The following is a 21,369-nucleotide window of genomic DNA, read 5'->3' as shown; positions in this document are numbered from 1 at the left end:
TCCCGACCTGGGTTTATGAACCTGTTCTGTAACAGAGGCACTGACATGCAAGTTCGTCAAAGCATCCATAGCGACCATGCAAAACAGCTTGATACTACGGGCCTGCGCCGTGAATTTTTGATTGAAAATATTTTCGCCGCAGACCACTACACCATGACCTATAGCCACATTGATCGCATCATCGTCGGGGGTATTTTGCCGGTCAGCAAAACAGTCAGTCTTGGTGATAACGTAGGCAAGCAATTGGGTGTCAGCTACTTTCTGGAACGCCGGGAACTGGGCGTAATCAATATTGGTGGCCCTGGGTTGGTCACCGTTGATAGTCAGGTTTATGACATTGGCAATGAAGAAGCCTTGTATGTCGGTAAAGGTGCGAAGGAAGTGCAGTTCAGCAGCATTGATAGCACAAAACCGGCCAAGTTCTATTACAACAGCGCACCGGCACATACCACTTACCCAAACAAAAAAATCACGCTGGCAGAGGCCGCACCACAAACATTGGGTGATGATGCCACCAGCAACCGTCGCACTATCAATAAATACCTCGTGCCAGACGTGTTGCCAACCTGCCAACTGACCATGGGCTTGACCAAACTGGCTCCCGGCAGTCTATGGAACACCCTGCCTTGTCATACCCATGAACGTCGGATGGAAGTCTATTTCTACTTTGATATGGACGACGAGACAGCGGTATTTCATATGATGGGCCAGGCACAAGAAACCCGTCATTTGTTAGTCCACAACGAACAGGCTGTGATTTCACCAAGCTGGTCTATTCATTCTGGCGTGGGTACTAAGCGTTATACCTTCATCTGGGGCATGGTCGGTGAAAACCAAGTCTTCAGTGATATGGACCACATCGCTGTTAGCGAATTGCGTTAAGCATCACCAACTGAATCCGTCCTGTGGGCGTTTTCTCCCCTAATATTAAAATCGCGGCAATCGTTGACCGCCTTGAGAGAGATGTTAGCTATGATTTTAGATTCCTTTGAGTTGAAAGGTAAAGTTGCACTGGTTACTGGCTGTGATACTGGTTTGGGCCAAGGCATGGCGATCGGTTTAGCCGAAGCGGGTTGTGATATCGTGGGTATCAACATTGTTGAACCCCGTGAAACTATCGATAAAGTGACCGCATTAGGTCGCCGTTTCCTCAGCCTGACGGCTGACCTGAGCAAAATTGAACACATCCCCTCCCTGTTAGAACAAGCTGTCGCTGAATTTGGCCAAATTGATATTTTGGTTAATAACGCCGGTATCATTCGCCGTGAAGATGCGATCAACTTCAGCGAGAAGGACTGGGACGATGTGATGAACGTTAACATCAAAACCGTGTTCTTTATGTCGCAAGCTGTGGCTAAACAGTTCATCAAGCAAGGCCATGGCGGCAAAATAATTAATGTCGCTTCAATGCTGTCTTATCAGGGTGGTATTCGTGTGCCATCTTACACCGCATCGAAAAGCGCCGTTATGGGCGTCACCCGCCTGTTAGCGAACGAATGGGCTAAGCACGGCATCAATGTGAACGCTGTCGCACCTGGCTATATGGCGACCAACAATACCCAGCAGTTGCGTAAAGATGAAGAGCGTAGCAAAGAGATCCTTGACCGTATCCCTGCTGGCCGTTGGGGCTTGCCTGATGATCTGAAAGGCCCGGTGGTCTTCCTGGCCTCTAAAGCCTCCGATTATATCAGCGGTTATACCATCGCTGTTGATGGCGGCTGGTTAGCTCGCTAAACCTATAATCATGACTAATTTGAGTTAAAGTCTATTTGCCAGTGTTAAACGCAATATTTCGGCTCAAATACTCATCAAGGTGTAACCTGAGTTGCACCTTTTTTATTAGTTATTTATCAAATAGTTAACAAATAAACTCACCTATAAACTCCTGTCATAATTGCAAAATTAAAAAATTCAAAACAACGTTCCGACTTCGATCACACTTTTGTCATTCACCCAATGACTCGCCAGTAAATACAAATATAATAGATTGAAACGATGTTTCTATTTATAAGGAACCTAAAACCGGTTCCGCTCTTGTGTCCAATGATGGGGTTAAGGTGATGGAGTTCGTAGGCAACATTAAAGGCAGCGACGCAATGATGATTAACTGGCTTAGCGCTATCCGCAGCTATGTTGATTTAGTCCAGTCTGTTGGCCACAGTCATCAAAACCCGACCCCACTGATGGCCGATGGTTTTGAGGTATTGACTCATCAACCGGTAGTCTGGGAATTCCCCGATGGGCACAATGCACCAATCTCTAACTTTGCCAGTCAGCAAAACTGGCTACGGACATTGGATGCCCTCAGCCTGGTGACGCAGGACCCGCAATATCACCAACAAGCACGGGTGCAGAGCCGCTATTTCATGCAACGTGGTGTGCATGAACCAAGCGGATTATTTTACTGGGGCGGGCACCGTTTCCTGAATCTGGACTCGTTGCAAACCGAAGGGCCAGAATCGAAAGCACAAGTCCATGAACTCAAACATCATCTACCTTATTACAATTTACTGGTCACTATTGATCGGGAAAAAACACTCAATTTCTTACAGGGATTTTGGCACGCCCACGTAGAAGATTGGCAAACGCTGGATCTAGGTCGTCATGGAAGTTACGACAAACAACGCGACCCGCATGTTTTTACTCATGCACGTCACGACGTGGTTAACCCAGCAGACTTACCGCGCCTGCCAGAAACCAAAGGTCTGACCTTTGTCAATGCAGGTACAGATCTGATTTACGCAGCGTATAAATATGCCGAGTACACCGGTGATCTCGCCGCTGCGGCATGGGGCAAACATCTGTACCGCCAATATGTTTTAGCCCGCAATCCGGAAACCGGATTACCGGTTTATCAGTTCAGTTCACCACAGCAACGCCGGCCAATACCGGATGATGATAATCAAACCCAATCCTGGTATGGCGATCGTGCCAAACGTCAGTTTGGCCCCGAATTTGGTGAAATTGCCCGTGAAGCTCATGTTTTGTTTCGCGACATGCGCCCGCTGCTGATTGATAACCCATTAGCCATGTTAGATATTCTTCGCCAACAGCCAGATGCAGAAGTCATGCAATGGGTTATTGACGGATTAAAGAATTACTATCGTTTTGCTTATGACGTCGAAAGCAATACATTGCGCCCGTTATGGAACGATGGTCAGGACATGAGTGGTTATGCCTTACAACGTGATGGCTACTATGGTGCCAAAGGCACGATTATCTCGCCATTCCCACTTGAGGTTGACTATCTGTTGCCGCTGGTTCGTGCCTGGCGCTTGAGTGAAGATGAGGAACTGCTGGATCTGATTGGTGTATTGCTGCACCGCTGGCAGTTGGCTGAATTGAACAAGAAAAAACGCCAGGCGTCGCCGATGGGTGGCAAGAAACCCACCGCCTCGCCACTGTTACTGCTGGCGCTCATTGAACTGGCTGAGCATTGCCAATGTGGCCAATTATTTGAATTGGCCTGGCAAGTCGGAGATGCCCTGTTTAAACAACATTTCCATCGTGGCCTATTTGTTGAATCGGTTCAACACCGTTATTTCCGTATCGACAATCCGATTGCATTAGCAATATTGACCTTAATTGCCGCTAAACAAAATAAGTCGGCGGCAATGCCTCAATTTATTACCAATGGTGGTTACATTCATGGAGATTATCGGGTGAACGGGGAAAGCCGCACTCTATATGATATCGATTTTATTTATCCGACACTTTTAAATCAGTAATTTTATTTATCTTTCATGTTATTAAAAATAGGTAAGCATTATGAATGAAAACAGAATGCTGGGGTTAGCCTATTTATCACCTTATATACTCGGGCTGATAATATTCACGGCTTTCCCCTTTGTATCATCTTTCTTTCTCAGTTTTACTGAGTATGACTTAATGAACCCTCCCGTATTTAACGGGATCGAGAATTATCGTCATATGTTGCTTGAAGATGATTTATTCTGGAAATCCATGGGCGTAACATTTGCTTATGTTTTTCTGACTATTCCTTTAAAACTGGCATTTGCTCTAGGGATCGCTTTTGTACTGAACTTTAAATTACGCGGTATCGGCCTGTTCCGTACTGCTTTCTATATTCCATCAATCCTCGGCAGTAGCGTTGCAATTGCCGTGTTATGGCGTGCTCTGTTTGCCATTGATGGTCTGCTAAACAGCTTTATCGGTGTGCTTGGATTTGACGCCATCAACTGGTTGGGAGAACCCGCGCTGGCGCTGACATCGGTCACATTACTGCGTGTCTGGCAGTTTGGCTCTGCCATGGTTATCTTCCTGGCCGCATTGCAGAACGTACCACAGTCACAATATGAAGCAGCCATGATTGATGGTGCTTCTAAATGGCAAATGTTTATGAAGGTTACCGTGCCACTGATCACGCCGGTTATTTTCTTTAACTTTATTATGCAAACCACGCAAGCGTTCCAAGAGTTTACCGCCCCTTACGTTATTACTGACGGCGGGCCAACCCATTATACCTATTTATTCTCGCTCTATATCTATGATACGGCGTTTAAATACTTTGATATGGGATACGGTGCTGCTCTGGCCTGGATATTATTCCTGGTAGTTGCTCTCTTCGCCTCAATTGCATTTAAGTCATCTAAATATTGGGTCTTCTACTCCGCCGATAAAGGAGGAAAAAATGACTGACGTACAACAAGAACCGTTGAAAACCAAAAACGCCAACCAGAATAAATTAGATCTGGCGCAGGATGCTGCGGATGAAGAAATTAGCCGCACACTACGTAAAGCAAAAATCAGTGCAGCTTTCCGCTACATTATTTTGATTATTGTCGGCCTGATGATGCTGTATCCATTGTTATGGATGTTCTCTGCCGCGTTTAAACCTAATAACGAAATCTTCACCACATTAGGACTATGGCCAGAACACCCGACAAGTGATGGTTTCATTAATGGCTGGAAAACCGGTACTGAATATAATTTCGGTCATTACATGCTGAACACCCTCAAGTTCGTCATACCGAAAGTTATTCTGACCATTATCTCTTCCACTATCGTGGCGTATGGTTTTGCACGCTTTGAGATCCCATGGAAGAAATTCTGGTTCGCAACATTGATTACCACCATGTTGCTGCCAAGTACTGTGTTATTGATCCCGCAATACATCATGTTCCGCGAAATGGGCATGCTGAATAGCTACTTGCCACTTTATCTGCCGACAGCCTTCGCTACCCAAGGGTTCTTCGTCTTCATGCTGATTCAGTTCCTGCGCGGTGTACCGCGTGATATGGAAGAAGCCGCACAAATCGACGGTTGTAACTCTCTTCAGGTGTTGTGGTATGTGGTCGTGCCAATTCTGAAACCAGCCATCATCTCTGTCGCACTGTTTCAGTTTATGTGGTCAATGAACGATTTTATCGGCCCACTGATTTATGTCTACAGCGTAGATAAGTACCCGATAGCGCTGGCTCTGAAGATGTCAATTGACGTCACCGAAGGCGCACCATGGAACGAAATTCTGGCAATGGCGAGCATCTCCATTCTGCCGTCCATTATTGTTTTCTTCCTGGCTCAACGCTACTTCGTGCAAGGCGTAACCAGCAGCGGAATTAAAGGTTAATAGAGGATTTATCATGGCTGAAGTCATTTTCAATAAATTAGGCAAAGTTTACTCCAACGGTTTCCGCGCGGTTCATGGCATTGATCTGAAGATCCATGATGGCGAGTTTATGGTGATTGTTGGTCCATCAGGCTGTGCTAAATCCACCACCCTGCGCATGTTGGCAGGTCTGGAAACCATCAGTGACGGCGAAGTACGAATTGGTGATCGGGTCGTCAATAATCTGGCACCTAAATCACGCGGTATTGCCATGGTGTTCCAGAACTATGCGTTATATCCGCATATGACGGTAAAAGAAAACCTGGCCTTTGGTCTGAAGCTGAGCAAGCTGCCAAAAGATCAAATCGAAGCACAAGTTGCAGAAGCCGCCAAAATTCTGGAACTGGAAGACTTGCTGGATCGGCTGCCACGTCAGTTATCCGGCGGCCAGGCCCAGCGTGTGGCAGTAGGCCGTGCCATCGTGAAAAAGCCGGATGTGTTTTTGTTCGATGAACCCTTATCAAACCTGGATGCCAAACTGCGTGCTTCAATGCGTATTCGTATCTCAGATTTACATAAGCAATTGAAAAAAAGTGGCAAAGCAGCGACTACCGTTTATGTTACCCACGATCAGACTGAAGCGATGACCATGGGTGATCGGATCTGTGTGATGAAACTGGGCCACATCATGCAAGTGGATACCCCGGATAACCTCTATCACTTCCCAACTAACATGTTTGTTGCCGGTTTTATTGGCGCGCCGGAAATGAATATCAAACCGAGCATGTTGGTCGATACCGAGGGGCAAATTGGCCTGACAGTAGGCCAGTACACTCTGGTTCTGAATGAAAAACAGCAAGCTAAAGTTGCCGCCTTTGCCGGAGAAAAAGTGTTCTTTGGTGTCCGTCCAGAATTTATTCGCATGTCAACACAACCCTTTGCCAATAACCATTCACAAGGCGAATTGGTTCGTATGGAAAACATGGGTCATGAATTCTTTATGTATATCAAAGTTGACGACTTTGAATTGACTTGTCGTTTACCGTCTGATGAAGCACGGCCAATTATTGAAAATGGCCTGCATCACACCGTGTACTTCCAGTTTGATATGGATAAATGCCATATCTTTGATGCAAAAACAGAAAAAAATATCTCTCTTTAACAGGAGCAGTACCCAATGAAAAAAGCGATCCTACACACGCTAATAGCATCCACTCTGGCTTTATTATCACATCAGGCTTTTGCACAAGATGACGTTAACCTACGCATGTCATGGTGGGGGGGCAATGGTCGTCATCAAATGACGCTTAAGGCTCTGGAAGAGTTCCACAAACAGCACCCGAATATTAATGTTAAAGCTGAATACACCGGTTGGGACGGCCACCTTTCACGTCTGACCACCCAAATTGCCGGTGGGACTGAACCTGATGTTATGCAAACTAACTGGAACTGGTTACCAATCTTTTCCAAAGACGGCACCGGCTTCTTTGATTTGAATAAAGTATCAAAGCAGTTAGATTTGACTCAGTTCGATCCGAAAGAACTACAACAGACCACAGTTAATGGTAAATTGAACGGTATTCCAATTTCAGTTACTGCACGTATATTCTATTTCAATGATGCAACATGGGCTAAGTCTGGCTTAGCATATCCAAAAACTTGGGATGAATTACTTAACGCTGGCAAAGTATTTAAAGAAAAACTGGGTGACCAATATTACCCTATTGTATTAGAGCATCAGGATACTCTGGCACTCATTCGCTCTTATATGACACAAAAATACAATACCCCGACTATCGATGAAGCCAATAAGAAATTTGCTTATACTCCAGAACAATGGGTTGAGTTCTTTACTATGTATAAAAATATGGTCGATAGCCATGTCATGCCATCTACTAAATACTATGCATCATTCGGCAAGAGCAATATGTATGAGATGAAACCGTGGATTAATGGCGAATGGGGAGGGACTTATATGTGGAACTCCACCATAACTAAGTATTCCGATAACCTGACTAAACCAGCAAAATTGATACTTGGCCCTTATCCAATGTTGCCGGATGCGAAAGATGCCGGCCTGTTCTTTAAACCCGCTCAAATGCTTTCTATTGGTAAATCGACTAAACACCCGGAAGAGAGCGCCATCCTGATTAACTTCCTGCTGAACAGCAAAGAAGGTATTGATGCCATGGGTCTGGAGCGTGGTGTGCCGTTGAGTGCGGCGGCAGTGACTCAACTGCGTGCCAATGGTGTAATTAAAGATGAAGATCCCTCTGTTGCCGGTTTGAATATGGCACTGGAACTGCCACATGAAATGAAAACCTCACCATACTTTGATGACCCGCAAATCGTTTCACTGTTCCGTGATGCAATTCAATATATCGATTATGGCCAGAAGTCTGTTGAAGAATCTGCGGAATATTTTAATAAACAAGGTGATCGTATTCTTAAACGCGCCATGAGATAATCAGTAAATTAATTTAACTTAAGTTGTTATTAATACCCTGCCATTAATTTGGCGGGGTTATTTTGTTTTAACAAAAAATAAAAAACAGCTAATTAGATCACCATCACAAATCAATATCTTATTAAAAAAATAATCACCAACAAAGATCCAGATCACACAAATAATTGTTTATATAAATAGAATATGAATCCACAATAAGTGAAACATCGTTTCTTTGATTGTAGGATTGTTTTTAGTCGTATGTTGAATTTTATAATATTGTTAATTATTGCTGTTTTAAATAACCATAACCCTGGGATTATATAAAAAAATGAAATTTAAATTACTTACTCTAGCAGTGGCATCTGTTATCAGTTTTAGTTCTGTTGCCACAACAATTGACTATCGGCATGAAATGAAAGATACCAGTAAATCTGATCATAAAGACCGTTTACTGTTTTCCAACCGTTTTGCCAATGGTTTTGGTCTGTCTTTAGAAGGGAAATGGGGCCAGCACAGTTCTGATACTACCCCTAATAAACCTTTTAATGAGCACGTCAGTAATGGCACCGAAGTGGTTGCCAGTTATGTTTACCAATTCAATAAAACATTCCAAATTGAGCCGGGCTTCTCATTAGAATCCTCTTCTGACTCTAACAACTACCGCCCTTACCTACGCGGTAAAGTGTCCTTCACTGATGATTTTTCAACATCCCTGCGTTATCGCCCGTATTACAAGCGTAACCAACCTTCTCAGACTAAGTCTGATGAGAAAGGTCATGAGTTCACTATGCTGTTTGCCTATAACTTCTTGAAAGACTATTCAGCTGAATACGAATTGAACTACAAGAAATCTGAAGATGAAATTCTGGCAAATAAAGAGAAAGAAGAATGGGGTCATGATCTGAAAATTGCTTACAAATGGGATAAAAACTGGAAACCATATGTTGCTATTGGCAACGTTGCAGGCAGTAAAACCACTGATGAGCGTCAAACTCGTTACCGTGTAGGCGTGCAGTACAGCTTCTAGTTGGACCTTGTAAATAATTATATCGTTATGAATACCCTCATCATTATTTGTTAAATTATGCCTCTATTACTTTGGGGAAAAGTCGACTCCCGGTCACTTTCCCCTTTTTTTCTTATATCTCTTTATTACAGCCCAATACCTGATATTCCCTCGAGAAACCTACGCTAAACTGTCTTCCTTCGGCCAGATAAAAATGAGACATTTAGTTACAGCGTAACGGCTATCCATGACAGAATAAATCTCATATACTGGATAAATCAACAGCTACAGATTCGGAATTCAAGTATGACAGGGGAAGGACACCTTATTTTTTCTGTCGCCTGCGTTATTTTTGCCAAAAAAGTCGGTCTTACACCGGAACTGGCACATGGCGATTGGTGGCACATTATCCCTGGCACCTTGCTAACTTCCCTGCTGCCGGATATTGATCACCCAAAATCAATCCTCGGCCAGCGGCTAAAGTGGGTCTCAACGCCTATTGCCCGCGCATTTGGTCATCGTGGATTTACCCATAGTTTGTTGGCGGTGATCGGCGGTATCGCGCTATTTCAAATGGATATTTCACGCGATTGGATTATTCCAGCAGATGTATTCCATGCGATGATTATTGGCTACTTCAGCCATTTACTGGCAGATATGCTCACTCCCGCCGGCGTCCCCTTGTTATGGCCTTGCCGTTGGCGGTTCTGTATTCCGATATTACGCCCGCAAAAAGGTAATCAGTTGGAACGCGTATTATGTGTTCTATTAGTTTGTTTTTCCGTCTACTGGCAAACTGATACCACTATTTCCCTGTTATCCTATATGGAACAATTGAAAAATTTTAGACTGTGAACACATTTAAATGTGCAAACAATCACCAGTATGGGTATTTCTCATACAAATAAGGGTAAAAACTTATATAAAATTCTTTTTGGATATAAGTGCGTCTGCTGATGAACTGCTACCATACGCAGCTAATTGCACCACGGTGCTTGGCTGTATTGTATATATAATAGAAATAGAATGCGTAGCCAGTATACGACATAATAATTTGGAGATTTGGGGATGAACTTACCGCTTGTGATTAACGTGCTGGTATTTGTGGCACTGCTATTGCTATTGGCACAAACTCGCCATAAACAATGGAGTCTGGCCAAGAAAGTCTTGGTCGGTCTGGCATTGGGTGTGTTGTTTGGTCTGGGATTACAATGGATCTACGGCGCAGATAACCCGGTACTTAAAGAGTCCATCACCTGGTTTAATATCGTCGGTAATGGTTATGTGCAATTACTACAGATGATTGTTATGCCGTTAGTATTCGCCTCTATCTTGAGTGCTGTCGCTAAACTGCATAATGCCTCTTCGCTGGGTAAAATCAGTGTACTGACCATAGGTACATTGCTCTTCACTACGTTAATTGCTGCGTTAGTGGGTGTATTGGTCACCAATATGTTTGGCTTAACCGCTGAAGGTTTGGTGCAGGGCACACAAGAAACGGCGCGTTTGAGTGCCATTGAAAGCAGCTATTTAGGTAAAGTGACTGACTTGACGGTACCCCAGTTGATTCTGTCCTTTATTCCGAAAAATCCGTTTGCCGATTTGACCGGAGCCAGCCCAACATCGATCATCAGCATTGTTATTTTCGCTACCTTCCTCGGAATTGCATCGCTGCAACTGCTGAAAGATGATGTGGAGAAAGGCCAACGTGTATTGGTCGCTATTGATACGCTGCAAGCCTGGGTCATGAAACTGGTGCGTCTGGTCATGAAACTGACCCCTTATGGTGTATTGGCACTGATGACCAAAGTGGTTGCCGGTTCTAACATTCAAGACATCATCAAGCTGGGTAGTTTTGTTGTCGCATCCTACCTTGGTCTTGCTATCATGTTTGTCGTCCATGCGGTGCTGCTGTCGTTCACTGGTATTAATCCATTGAAATTCTTCCGCAAAGTTTGGCCCGTGCTGACCTTTGCCTTTACCAGCCGTTCCAGTGCTGCCAGTATTCCACTGAATGTGGAAGCACAAACCCGCCGTTTGGGTGTGCCTGAGTCGATCGCCAGTTTCTCTGCCTCCTTTGGCGCCACCATTGGGCAAAATGGTTGTGCTGGCCTCTATCCGGCGATGTTGGCCGTCATGGTGGCCCCAACCGTGGGAATTAATCCACTGGACCCAGTATGGATTGCCACCCTGGTTGGGATAGTGACTATCAGCTCTGCGGGTGTTGCTGGTGTCGGTGGTGGTGCGACTTTTGCCGCGCTGATTGTATTGCCTGCATTGGGTTTACCGGTAACACTGGTCGCCTTGCTGATCTCTGTGGAACCATTGATTGATATGGGCCGCACCGCATTGAACGTCAGCGGTTCAATGACTGCCGGTACCATTACTAGCCAATTGATGAAACAAACAAATAAAGACATTCTGAACAGTGAATATGATGGCGATTTAGCGCATCAGTAAACAACGCTAATTAGCCATTAAAGGCCAGCCATTTGTGACTGGCCTGAGGTTAATGACAAAATGCTCGGAGTGGTGACAACAAGCAGATCGTAAAGACGCCGTGAATACATCCATGTAGGCTCGAGCCGCGCCATCCTTGGCGCGGACGCTTTACTCTTCAGCCCGTCCTCACCCCGCAAGATCGAGTCGTCGAGGTTTGTCAGCAGTCTGAGGCCAGCCATCTGTGACTGGCCTTTTGTTTTTAAACGATTTATTGCCGCTAACACCCTGCCGCTTCAAGGGCGAAGAACGCCCTCAAAGTCATTGGAGTTGCAGGTAGGCAGCAAGTAAACAAATCCCGATGAGCTTACTCAAGTAAGTGATTCGGGTGAGTGAACGCCGCTAACACCCCTGCGGCTTCAAGGGCGAAGGGGGCGATACTTTTCAACCAACGCCAACGCAATAGCTTCCGTTTCTACATCCGGTACACCACTGAAATTCTGCGGCCGGAAATGCATTTGGAATGCCTTGATAACCTGACCAGTCTCATCATCCAGTTCGCCACTTTGCGGTATTTGATAACCATAACGGGCCAGTGCTTGCTGGATAATAGCGACTGAAGCCACATCTTGCTTATTTCGGCCATCAATATACTTTGCTACCGTGGCGTCATCGGGCCAAGCCCCGATGCCTTTTTCTGCCAAACGTTGCCATGGAAATAACGGGCCAGGATCTGATTTTCTAAGGGGTGCAATATCACTATGGGCAACAACATCCGTTGGGGCAATATTATAACGCTCGACAATATCTTTGGTAAGCCGCTCAATCAATTCAATCTGTGATTCGTTGTAAGGGTACCACTTCCTCTTCAACATCCTCTCAGTGAAGCCCTTATTGACGATTTCAATGCCTATAGAGGTATCATTGAGGCTATTACGCTCTTGCCAGTAGCTGACACCTGCATGCCAGGCTCTTTGTGCCTCCGGAACCAGTTGCAGAACAACAGGTTTACCCTCTATGGTATCAGGATGCGTTTTTACCAAATAATGAGCACTAACATCACCCTGTGTTAGTAATCTCAACGATTCTGCGTCGTCTGCTGCCGTATAATGAAGCACTAAAAATCGCACGCGATCATTTTGTGCAATAGAAGGATGGCTGGTATCAATTTTATACCCACCACGGTCGATCAATTTATGCGAATTTTCACTCTGCGGGCTACTACAACCCGCCAACAGCAGTAATAACCCGATGCTTAATAGCCTCCTCATCCTTTTTCTCCCTGTAATGATGTTTAAGCACGGCTATAGTGAACCCACTAAATTAAATGAACCGTCAACAGTATGTTCAAATGATAACTAATATCATCAGACAATACTTATACCTATAAATCTGCTGATGTTGCTGTCATATACAATACCAATAAAAACGGCTCCTGATAACAGGNGGAGTATAAGGAGTATAAGGAGTATAAGGAGTATAAGGAGTATAAGGAGTATAAGGAGTATAAGGAGTATAAGGAGTATAAGGAGTATAAGGAGTATAAGGAGTATAAGGAGTATAAGGAGTATAAGGAGTATAAGGAGTATAAGGAGTATAAGGAGTATAAGGAGTATAAGGAGTATAAGGAGTATAAGGAGTATAAGGAGTATAAGGAGTATAAGGAGTATAAGGAGTATAAGGAGTATAAGGAGTATAAGGAGTATAAGGAGTATAAGGAGTATAAGGAGTATAAGGAGTATAAGGAGTATAAGGAGTATAAGGAGTATAAGGAGTATAAGGAGTATAAGGAGTATAAGGAGTATAAGGAGTATAAGGAGTATAAGGAGTATAAGGAGTATAAGGAGTATAAGGAGTATAAGGAGTATAAGGAGTATAAGGAGTATAAGGAGTATAAGGAGTATAAGGAGTATATAGTTATAATTAACAGCCGATTAAAAATATCCAATAATTATACAGTATTTACCCTATTTATCGATTTACTCAGAAAGGATAGTCGCGATAACCCATCTGCTCTGAGATATTACGCGCTGCGCGATGCAGTGATTTAACAATATCACTCTTGTTCTCTTCAGAAAAACGTAACGTCGGGTATGAAATGCTTAACCCGGCAATAACCACGCCGAAACGGTCGAAAACAGGAACCGCGATACAGCGCAAACCTTCTTCTTGTTCCTCAATATCCTCACCAAAGCCTTGCTCACGCACTTGATCTAACACTGGCAACAATGCAGCCGCGCTATCCAGAGTATATTTAGTACTGCGGGTGAACTCGATATGAGACAAAATTTCTTCTACTTCACCACGGTCACGCCATGCCAGTAATACTTTACCAATGGCGGTACTGTGCAGTGGGTTACGACGACCAATGCGGGAATGCATGCGCAGGTTATACATAGAATCAATTTTATGAATATAAACAATACTGTCTTCATCCAATGCACCCAAGTGAATAGTTTCACGAGTTTCATTGGATAATTCACGCATTTGTATATCAGCGCTACGAATCAAATCAACATTCTGTAACGCCTTAGCACCCAACTCAAACAACTTCAGAGTCAGGGAGTATTTCTCTGATTCGCCTTCCTGAGCCACATAGCCCAGGGATTTCATCGTCTGAAGAAAGCGATAAACGGTACTCTTAGGCATCATTACACGTTGAGAAAGTTCGGTAATACCAATTTCTCGTTCCTCACCCAATGCTTGTAAGATGCCAAAAACCTTCAGAACCGACGAAACAGAGTCGGGCTGTTTATCTAGATCTGCAATAGCCATTTTTTGGTTACCCTACTCAGTTTTCTGTGTTTTATAAAACAATATGTTTTAAAAAAAATAGAACAGTGGTTTTATTATAAAGGGAAGTCACGAGACTGTGCAATAAACCAATGTGAATAATAAGATATTAGCCTTGCAGACAGCAAGCTAGCCTCTTCCCATGAAAGAGGCTAGTGCAAAATTGAACTATTGCCAGACAGATTCAGGCAATGTAACCACATATAATGCAGGCTTGCCATCAACATCAGATGTAAACAGCACTTGCTTATCATCCGGTGTAAAGGAAGGATGTGGATGCGTCACCTGCCGGTCCCCCTCAAACACTTGCCATGAGGTGTCATGGCGGGCAACACGATGCTGCGTGCCATTTTTCATATTGAAAACATAGAGGAAAGGATCATTTTCGATCTTATAGCCGCTGTCATCTTGCACATCGACCGGAGCATCAGAACCATCACCGACCATCAAGGTACCATCATAATTACTCATCAGATGAGAGCAAGCTGGCATAGCGGTCAATTGGCGATTTTCCAGGGTCTGTGGATCCGCACTGTAAATAAAGCGATCCGGGCTGCCTTTCAAGTAAGAAACATAGACCAAAGCAGAACCATCCGGCACCCAGAATTCATGAGTGCAGCTTTCGCCTTCCGCATGGGTTTTCACTTTACGCAGGTTACTGCCATCTTCGTTGATGAGCCACATACGTGCATCAACCAAGTCATGTGGCCCCTCATGGCAAAATGCCACAGTGCTGTCATCGTACGGGCGATAAATTGGATGACCCAACCACTGATTCTCTTGCAAAATCACCGCTGACTCGCCGGTTTTCAGATCAACGCGCATTAATCGGCAGCACGGCTTGGTGAAATAGAATTCGTGGAACTTTTTCCAATCAGTCAACGGCACCCAATCTTCACGTTTAATTTCAATACCAACCAATTTGGTACAATCAGAGTTTGCAACCCAAGTACCATAACCGACCCACTCTTCCGGCACTTGGTAAACCACGTTTTCTTCCAGCGTAGCTAAGTCAACTCGCATTAGATTACGGCCATCTTTTACATAAAACAGCGCATCATCTTCAGGTGACAGGAAACCACCAAAGGTATTGTCGCCACGCCCTTCTGTCAGTTGTGTTGCCACTTTCGTGTTGAGATCCAATAAGTAGTAGTTCCACGGACCTTCAAAAGCACCGCCGAACAACAATTTACTGCCATCACGGGTGAAACATTTTTGATAGAAATAATTACGGTGGCAAGTCACATCAGGTGGCGTCAGCCGCGTAACTTGTGCACCGGTAGAGGCATCCTGATAAGTATGAAATGTCAGGGGGATTTGTTTACCTTTGGCCATCAGGAAAGTCCTTAAAATCATCAGAGAATTAAAATTTGCCCACCAGGGAACCTGTTAGGCTAATACTACCTCACATTATAGAAACGATGTTTCATTTTTCCGTGATCGCGGTTCTATTTTTACTGATTTAGACAAATTACTGTCCTTATCAGGCTGTTAATCTTGCTTAGCTAAGTGACTTCAGCCCAACTGTTACAAATAAGCCGGTCTGCAAGGGTGCATTCAGGCACAATAATAGTTAGCATATACATACTCACCTACATCATTATTTTTACAGATAAAACCTATGAACCCATCTGCAAGCGATGGAATGCCGATCCCTCAGCGCTATGCCGCAATACTGGTTATTGCTTTAGGCATTACCATAGCAGTGCTGGATGGCACTATTGCTAACGTAGCATTACCGACCATTGCCCGCGATCTCAATGCCAGTCCGGCCACATCTATTTGGGTAGTGAATTCCTATCAGTTAGCTATTACCATTTCTTTGCTTTCGATGGCATCACTGGGTGATATCATTGGTTATCGACGGGTTTATCAGGCTGGTTTGCTGGTTTTTAGTGTGACATCACTGTTCTGCGCCCTGTCAGATTCCTTGTTGACGCTGACATTTGCCCGTGTGCTACAAGGATTCGGCGCTGCTGCCTTGATGAGCGTAAATACGGCCCTGATCCGTATTATCTATCCACGAGCGCAGTTAGGCCGTGGTCTCGGCATTAATTCCGTCATTGTTGCAGTCTCTGCGGCGGCTGGTCCGACCATCGCCTCCGCAGTATTAGCGGTTGCCTCCTGGCAGTGGCTATTTGCTATAAATGTCCCCATCGGGCTGCTGGCATGGGGGCTGGGTATGAAGTACTTACCCGCCAATAATATGAAAAGTAATGGTAACCGCTTCGACTTCACCAGTTGCGTGATGAATGCGTTAACATTTGGCTTGCTGATCACTGCCATCAGTGGTTTTGCACAAGGGCAAAGTCCGACACTGATTGCCGCCGAAATTGTCGCATTACTCCTGATTGGCTTCTTCTTTGTGCGCCGCCAGCTCAGTCAGTCCTTTCCATTGCTGCCAGTTGATTTACTGCGTATCCCTATTTTTGCCTTATCAATCGGCACCTCTATTTGTTCATTCGCCGCACAAATGTTAGCAATGATTTCACTGCCGTTCTTTTTACAAACCGTACTGGGCCGTGATGAAGTCGCAACCGGGCTGTTATTAACGCCATGGCCATTGGCGACCATGGTGGTTGCACCTATTGCCGGGCGCTTAGTTGAACGTTACCACGCGGGATTACTGGGTGGGATTGGTCTGGCCGTATTTGCCAGTGGTTTATTCCTGCTGGCCATGTTGCCAGCTAACCCCAGTGATTTGGATATTATTTGGCGTATGGTGCTGTGCGGTGCAGGCTTTGGCCTGTTCCAGTCACCGAATAACCACACGATCATTTCCGCAGCACCACAACATCGCAGCGGCGGAGCCAGCGGTATGCTGGGAACTGCGCGACTATTGGGACAAACATCAGGAGCAGCATTGGTTGCCTTGATGTTCAACCTGTTTTCAAACAGTGGAACACATGCATCGCTCATCCTGGCGGGTTGCTTCGCCAGCATCGCAGCACTGGTCAGTGTGCTGCGTGTAAGCCAAAAACGGCGTTAGTCCTGGTACTAAACCATAAAAAACCCCGCTAAAAGCGGGGTTGTTCGATTAAAACGGTTATTTCATGTATTCACCCGAACGCAAAGCTTCAATACGTTTGTCCAACGGCGGATGGGACATAAACAGCTCGCTGAATGATTTAGATTTACCGTTAATACAGAAAGCCATCATGCCGCCAGCTTCCTGTGGCTCATAGCTGGTTTTCAGCCGTTGCAATGCGGCGATCATCTTCTCACGCCCCACCAATCTCGCTGAGCCGGCATCAGCATGGAATTCACGATGGCGTGAGAACCACATAGTGATAATGCTGGCCAAAATACCAAACACCAATTCCAATACCATTGATACCGCAAAGTAGACCATCGGGTTACCGGCACTGCTGCTTTCATTATCACGATCACCCGACAAAAATCCGGCAACAATTTGTGCAATCAAGCGTGAGACGAAGATAACAAAGGTATTCACAACCCCTTGAATCAACGTCATAGTGACCATGTCACCATTGGCTACGTGACTGATTTCATGAGCAATGACAGCTTCTGCCTCGTCGCGGCTCATGTTCTGCAACAAACCGGTACTGACCGCCACCAACGAAGCATCGCGGCGCGCTCCAGTGGCAAAAGCGTTAATATCCGGAGCCTGATAAATAGCAACTTGTGGCATGGCAATGCCTGCCTGCTGAGATTGACGACGTACAGTCTCCAGCAACCAGCGCTCAGTTTCATTACGTGGTTGCTCAATAACTTCACCACCTACTGAACGCAGAGCCATCCATTTGGACATCAGCAACGAAACAAATGCGCCACCGAAACCAAACAGACCGGCCATGATCATCAACCCTTGCACGCTGCTGGACTGGATACCTGTCAGGCTTAGTACCAACCCGAACACCAACATAACAGCCAGGTTGGTGAGTAGGAACAGAGCGATACGCATCATAAAAATTTATTTCCTTATTGTATTAAGTCGATAGGGTGTTAAGCCAAGATTGTCATAACCCTGAATAATGACTTAGCCAAATACTGTCGAGATACGCTGATCGTATGGGCATCTGATAAATTTTCAAGGCTTGTTAAGTTCTAACAGAGAAAATCAACATAACTTTACAAATTTGGATACTTTTCATTACATATTTTGCTATTTTTTCGCCAACCGATAAACCTTGCGATGAAAAAATCGTAAAAAAAATCCGGATTCAGCAGAACCCGGACTCTTCATATTATCCGCGAAATTACTTAGCGGCATTTGCTGTCGCAGCAGGTGTTACCGGTTGTGGTGCAACCTGTGGCTGTACTTTTTGCTTATGCGCTAAATCCAACGCAATATGAACCGTTTCATCCAGATAAGGGTCTGGCTCCTGATAGTCTTTTGGCAAATCGTCCAATGACGCCAGTGGCTTTTTACCCTCACGTTTAAAACGCTCATTTAAGCGGGCCAAACGTGTGGCATCATCATCATGGTTCTCTTTTTCACGCTGAGCGTAATTTAGAGAGACAATGTTGCGCTTCTCTTTTAAAGCCTTATAACGTTCAATATCTTGTTGAATATGCTGGAACTCAGGATCAGCGGCGATACGTGCTGCATGATTTTTTAACAGCTCAGGTTCCAGCGGTTTCAGATCCTCGGTTTTGGTGTAGCTGGCAGCATTAATGCTGTCCCAAGGTAGGGCGTTATCTTCGAAACTTTCACCGGTTTCTGCCGGATCAACGCCCGTTGGCATCACGATGTCCGGCGTGACCCCTTTACGCTGAGTACTGCCGCCATCTACCCGATAGAATTTCTGGATAGTATATTGCAGTGAGCCCAATGCCGGCCATTCAGGGCGCAGCATTTGATCGTAAATACGATTCAAAGAACGATACTGCTGAACCGTACCTTTACCAAAGGTTGGTTCACCCACAATTAATGCGCGGCCATAGTCCTGCATTGCGGCGGCAAAGATCTCAGAAGCAGATGCACTGTAGCGGTCAACCAATACCACCAGCGGGCCTTTGTAGTACACCACACCGTCGGTATCACTGTCTTCACGCACTTTGCCGTTGTTATCACTCACCTGAACCACGGGGCCACTCGGAATAAACAAACCGGACAGCGACACCGCTTCGGTTAATGCTCCGCCACCGTTACTGCGCAAATCAATGATAATACTGCTGACATTCTCTTTCTCCAGTTTCTGCAATTGCACCTTAACGTCTTCGGTCAGGCCAACATAGAAACCAGGAATATCCAATACACCGACACGCTCTTTGCCGAGGGTTTTCACCGACATTTTCACCGCACGGTCTTCCAGGCGAATACGCTCACGAGTCAAGGTGACGGTACGAGGCTTGGTCCCTTTACCCGCAGGTAAAATTTCCAACCGTACTTTACTGCCCTTCGGCCCTTTGATTAGCGCAACCACGTCATCAAGACGCCAGCCAATCACATCAACCATCGGCTTACCGGTTTGACCAACACCAATCACTCGATCACCTACGGCGATAGTTTTACTTTTCGCCGCGGGACCGCCTGGAACCATAGAGTTGATTAATGTGTAATCATCATCCATTTGCAAGACTGCACCAATACCTTCCAGAGATAGGCTCATCTCGGTGTTGAATTGTTCAGTATTACGCGGAGAAAGGTAATTGGTATGTGGGTCAATCTCGTGAGCAAACGCATTCATGATCAGTTGTAAAACGTCTTCGCTATTACTCTGCGTTAAACGTTTAATGGCAGCCTGATAGCGTTTCGTCAGCGTCTCTTTGATTTCTTTATCCGTTTTACCGGCTAATTTCAAATTGAGCTGATCGTATTTAACTTTTGCGTCCCAAAGCTTGTTCAGCTCGGCTTCACTGGTAGGCCAAGGCGCTTTGCCGCGATCAATATCAATGGTGTCATTACCGGTAAAGACCATGGGCCTATCCAATACTGACAATGCATATTGATAGCGCTCAAAACGGCGCTTTTGCGCCAGATTGAATAAAGCAAAAGGCGTGTCTAGCTGACCTGATTTTAACTCATCGTCCAGCGAATGCTTTTTATCCGTGAACTGTGCCACATCTGATGCTAACAACACGTTATGGCTGTAATCCAGCATGTTGAGGTAGCGATCAAATATTTTGGCTGAAAACTGATCGTCTAATGCAAATTGACGATAGTGAGAGCGAGTGAAGCGCGATGTTACGCGCTCACTCACAGTTGCATGCTCTGGTTCCTGACGCAGTTGAGGAAGTTGATCAATGCGATACGTCGTATCGGCTGCGTAACTCGCCCCCGCCAGTAACAAGCCTGCTATTGCTGCTAGTCTGACAAATTTGTTCATGCCTAGGTTGGCCTCCGTATCAGAACTGCAAGTGTTCTGCGCGCACAATCATCGCCAGACCGGAAGATAACTGCACCCGTACGCCATCTTTAGCGATTTCTAATACGGTTGCATCCATCGCGCTCTTGCCTGCTCTGACTTTGATTTCTTGACCAATTTGCAGTTTAGAGATATCTGTGACCGGCACAGGGCGTGGCTGGTTTTCCTCGGCCGGTGGACGAGGTGGCCGAGCCTGTTTTTGATTAGCCTGCTGTGGGCTAGGTGACTGACGAGGCTTGCGGTTTTCCACAGCAACACCCGCTTCACGACGCGGCGCAGGTTTTTTACCTGCCGGACGTGGGCGACGTGGCTCTGGGGTTTCACCCGCAGCAATGGCAGCTTCGCGTTTTTTAGCTTGTTGTTCAGCACGTTGTGCTTGAACGCGGGCTTTCGCCTCTTCCAGCTGTTTGCGGGCATGTTCTACATGTTGCTCTTCCAGCACCCCACAAGGGTTACCATCCAAATCAACACGTTCAGCACCGACTTTGACCCCATAAAGATAACGCCAGCTTGAGGTGTAGAGACGTAGCGCAGAACGCAATTGCGTTTTGCTTAAATTCTCTTCCCCCTGAACACGCTCCACCAGATCTTGAAAAATACCGATCTTCAGTGGACGTGCTTCGCCTTCGGCGGTGAAGCAAAGCGGGAACCGCTCAGCCAAAAAGGCTATGACTTCTTTACTACTGTTCAACTTAGGTTGATTTTCCATGAAATTTCCTGATTACAACGGGTTTGCCAACCAGCGCAGGCATGAACAGGCGTCATTATAATGACGCCATCA

At 45.4% G+C, this 21,369-nt stretch carries 18 protein-coding genes; 11 read left to right on the top strand and 7 right to left on the bottom strand.

Annotation, left to right across the window (positions count from 1 at the left end):
• The first annotated feature begins 45 nt into the window (after positions 1-45).
• From kduI to AEP37_RS14590, 10 genes are all read left to right on the top strand, one after another.
• Positions 46-882: a 5-dehydro-4-deoxy-D-glucuronate isomerase gene (gene kduI / locus AEP37_RS14635; RefSeq protein ID WP_049614025.1), complete on the top strand. Its 837-nt coding sequence runs from the start codon at positions 46-48 to the stop codon at positions 880-882.
• A 90-nt stretch (positions 883-972) separates the two neighbouring features.
• On the top strand, positions 973-1,734 hold the full coding sequence (kduD, locus tag AEP37_RS14630; RefSeq protein WP_049614043.1) for a 2-dehydro-3-deoxy-D-gluconate 5-dehydrogenase KduD: 762 nt from the start codon (positions 973-975) through the stop codon (positions 1,732-1,734).
• Positions 1,735-2,060: 326 nt separating this feature from the next.
• The gene (locus AEP37_RS14625) at positions 2,061-3,728 is read left to right on the top strand and encodes a pectate lyase (protein ID WP_049614024.1); all 1,668 of its coding nucleotides are present in this window, start codon (positions 2,061-2,063) and stop codon (positions 3,726-3,728) included.
• A gap of 40 nt (positions 3,729-3,768) precedes the next feature.
• Positions 3,769-4,659, top strand: a complete 891-nt coding sequence (locus AEP37_RS14620) for a carbohydrate ABC transporter permease (protein ID WP_004875265.1) — start codon at positions 3,769-3,771, stop codon at positions 4,657-4,659.
• Entirely contained in the window at positions 4,652-5,590 is a 939-nt protein-coding gene (locus AEP37_RS14615) for a carbohydrate ABC transporter permease (protein WP_049614023.1), read from the top strand. Before AEP37_RS14620 ends, AEP37_RS14615 begins: the two co-directional genes overlap by 8 nt.
• Before the next feature lie 13 nt (positions 5,591-5,603).
• Positions 5,604-6,731, top strand: coding sequence for an ABC transporter ATP-binding protein (locus AEP37_RS14610; protein ID WP_049614022.1), 1,128 nt, complete (start codon positions 5,604-5,606; stop codon positions 6,729-6,731).
• 15 nt (positions 6,732-6,746) lie between these two features.
• Complete coding sequence (locus tag AEP37_RS14605; RefSeq protein WP_049614021.1) at positions 6,747-8,036, top strand: ABC transporter substrate-binding protein; 1,290 nt, start codon at positions 6,747-6,749, stop codon at positions 8,034-8,036.
• Between the two features lie 310 nt (positions 8,037-8,346).
• The gene (locus AEP37_RS14600) at positions 8,347-9,045 is read left to right on the top strand and encodes an oligogalacturonate-specific porin KdgM family protein (protein ID WP_049614020.1); all 699 of its coding nucleotides are present in this window, start codon (positions 8,347-8,349) and stop codon (positions 9,043-9,045) included.
• Between the two features lie 285 nt (positions 9,046-9,330).
• A complete protein-coding gene (locus AEP37_RS14595) occupies positions 9,331-9,879 on the top strand; it encodes a metal-dependent hydrolase (protein WP_049614019.1) in 549 nt (182 codons plus the stop codon).
• A 213-nt stretch (positions 9,880-10,092) separates the two neighbouring features.
• Positions 10,093-11,484 carry an L-cystine transporter gene (locus AEP37_RS14590; protein WP_049614018.1) on the top strand — a complete coding sequence of 464 codons (1,392 nt, stop codon included), beginning with the start codon at positions 10,093-10,095 and terminating at the stop codon, positions 11,482-11,484.
• 6 nt (positions 11,485-11,490) lie between these two features.
• On the opposite strand, the gene AEP37_RS27905 is transcribed toward AEP37_RS14590, so the two are convergent.
• The 4 genes from AEP37_RS27905 to ogl form a co-directional block, all read right to left on the bottom strand.
• The gene (locus AEP37_RS27905) at positions 11,491-11,598 is read right to left on the bottom strand and encodes a gluconate 5-dehydrogenase (RefSeq protein ID WP_408068334.1); all 108 of its coding nucleotides are present in this window, start codon (positions 11,596-11,598) and stop codon (positions 11,491-11,493) included.
• 284 nt (positions 11,599-11,882) lie between these two features.
• A complete protein-coding gene (locus AEP37_RS14585) occupies positions 11,883-12,734 on the bottom strand; it encodes an N-acetylmuramoyl-L-alanine amidase (protein WP_049614017.1) in 852 nt (283 codons plus the stop codon).
• A 712-nt stretch (positions 12,735-13,446) separates the two neighbouring features.
• Positions 13,447-14,238, bottom strand: a complete 792-nt coding sequence (gene kdgR, locus AEP37_RS14580) for a DNA-binding transcriptional regulator KdgR (RefSeq protein WP_049614016.1) — start codon at positions 14,236-14,238, stop codon at positions 13,447-13,449.
• Positions 14,239-14,424: 186 nt separating this feature from the next.
• A complete protein-coding gene (gene ogl, locus AEP37_RS14575) occupies positions 14,425-15,591 on the bottom strand; it encodes an oligogalacturonate lyase (protein WP_049614015.1) in 1,167 nt (388 codons plus the stop codon).
• Positions 15,592-15,877: 286 nt separating this feature from the next.
• On the opposite strand from ogl, the gene AEP37_RS14570 reads away from it, so the two are divergent.
• The gene (locus tag AEP37_RS14570; RefSeq protein WP_049614014.1) at positions 15,878-17,245 is read left to right on the top strand and encodes an MFS transporter; all 1,368 of its coding nucleotides are present in this window, start codon (positions 15,878-15,880) and stop codon (positions 17,243-17,245) included.
• A gap of 57 nt (positions 17,246-17,302) precedes the next feature.
• Here AEP37_RS14570 and htpX read toward each other — a convergent pair whose 3' ends face one another.
• The 3 genes from htpX to proQ all read right to left on the bottom strand — a co-directional run bounded on the left by htpX (position 17,303) and on the right by proQ (position 21,297).
• A complete protein-coding gene (gene htpX, locus AEP37_RS14565; RefSeq protein ID WP_049614013.1) occupies positions 17,303-18,184 on the bottom strand; it encodes a protease HtpX in 882 nt (293 codons plus the stop codon).
• A 292-nt stretch (positions 18,185-18,476) separates the two neighbouring features.
• On the bottom strand, positions 18,477-20,549 hold the full coding sequence (prc, locus tag AEP37_RS14560) for a carboxy terminal-processing peptidase (RefSeq protein WP_049614012.1): 2,073 nt from the start codon (positions 20,547-20,549) through the stop codon (positions 18,477-18,479).
• A 19-nt stretch (positions 20,550-20,568) separates the two neighbouring features.
• Positions 20,569-21,297, bottom strand: a complete 729-nt coding sequence (gene proQ / locus AEP37_RS14555) for an RNA chaperone ProQ (RefSeq protein WP_049614011.1) — start codon at positions 21,295-21,297, stop codon at positions 20,569-20,571.
• Positions 21,298-21,369 lie beyond the last annotated feature (72 nt).

It is taken from the genome of Yersinia pekkanenii, assembly GCF_001152565.1.
Classification (GTDB): Bacteria; Pseudomonadota; Gammaproteobacteria; order Enterobacterales; family Enterobacteriaceae; genus Yersinia; species Yersinia pekkanenii.
Note: the sequence above shows the minus strand (reverse complement) of the source record. Positions and strands in the feature narration are given on the sequence as shown.

Excerpts from the sequence above, each read along its gene's own strand:
- kduI (WP_049614025.1), top strand. The coding sequence starts at position 46 with ATGCAAGTTCGTCAAAGCATCCATAGCGACCATGCAAAACAGCTTGAT.
- kduD (WP_049614043.1), top strand. The coding sequence starts at position 973 with ATGATTTTAGATTCCTTTGAGTTGAAAGGTAAAGTTGCACTGGTTACT.
- AEP37_RS14625 (WP_049614024.1), top strand. The coding sequence starts at position 2,061 with ATGGAGTTCGTAGGCAACATTAAAGGCAGCGACGCAATGATGATTAAC.
- AEP37_RS14620 (WP_004875265.1), top strand. The coding sequence starts at position 3,769 with ATGAATGAAAACAGAATGCTGGGGTTAGCCTATTTATCACCTTATATA.
- AEP37_RS14615 (WP_049614023.1), top strand. The coding sequence starts at position 4,652 with ATGACTGACGTACAACAAGAACCGTTGAAAACCAAAAACGCCAACCAG.
- AEP37_RS14610 (WP_049614022.1), top strand. The coding sequence starts at position 5,604 with ATGGCTGAAGTCATTTTCAATAAATTAGGCAAAGTTTACTCCAACGGT.
- AEP37_RS14605 (WP_049614021.1), top strand. The coding sequence starts at position 6,747 with ATGAAAAAAGCGATCCTACACACGCTAATAGCATCCACTCTGGCTTTA.
- AEP37_RS14600 (WP_049614020.1), top strand. The coding sequence starts at position 8,347 with ATGAAATTTAAATTACTTACTCTAGCAGTGGCATCTGTTATCAGTTTT.
- AEP37_RS14595 (WP_049614019.1), top strand. The coding sequence starts at position 9,331 with ATGACAGGGGAAGGACACCTTATTTTTTCTGTCGCCTGCGTTATTTTT.
- AEP37_RS14590 (WP_049614018.1), top strand. The coding sequence starts at position 10,093 with ATGAACTTACCGCTTGTGATTAACGTGCTGGTATTTGTGGCACTGCTA.
- AEP37_RS27905 (WP_408068334.1), bottom strand. The coding sequence starts at position 11,598 with ATGGATGTATTCACGGCGTCTTTACGATCTGCTTGTTGTCACCACTCC.
- AEP37_RS14585 (WP_049614017.1), bottom strand. The coding sequence starts at position 12,734 with ATGAGGAGGCTATTAAGCATCGGGTTATTACTGCTGTTGGCGGGTTGT.
- kdgR (WP_049614016.1), bottom strand. The coding sequence starts at position 14,238 with ATGGCTATTGCAGATCTAGATAAACAGCCCGACTCTGTTTCGTCGGTT.
- ogl (WP_049614015.1), bottom strand. The coding sequence starts at position 15,591 with ATGGCCAAAGGTAAACAAATCCCCCTGACATTTCATACTTATCAGGAT.
- AEP37_RS14570 (WP_049614014.1), top strand. The coding sequence starts at position 15,878 with ATGAACCCATCTGCAAGCGATGGAATGCCGATCCCTCAGCGCTATGCC.
- htpX (WP_049614013.1), bottom strand. The coding sequence starts at position 18,184 with ATGATGCGTATCGCTCTGTTCCTACTCACCAACCTGGCTGTTATGTTG.
- prc (WP_049614012.1), bottom strand. The coding sequence starts at position 20,549 with ATGAACAAATTTGTCAGACTAGCAGCAATAGCAGGCTTGTTACTGGCG.
- proQ (WP_049614011.1), bottom strand. The coding sequence starts at position 21,297 with ATGGAAAATCAACCTAAGTTGAACAGTAGTAAAGAAGTCATAGCCTTT.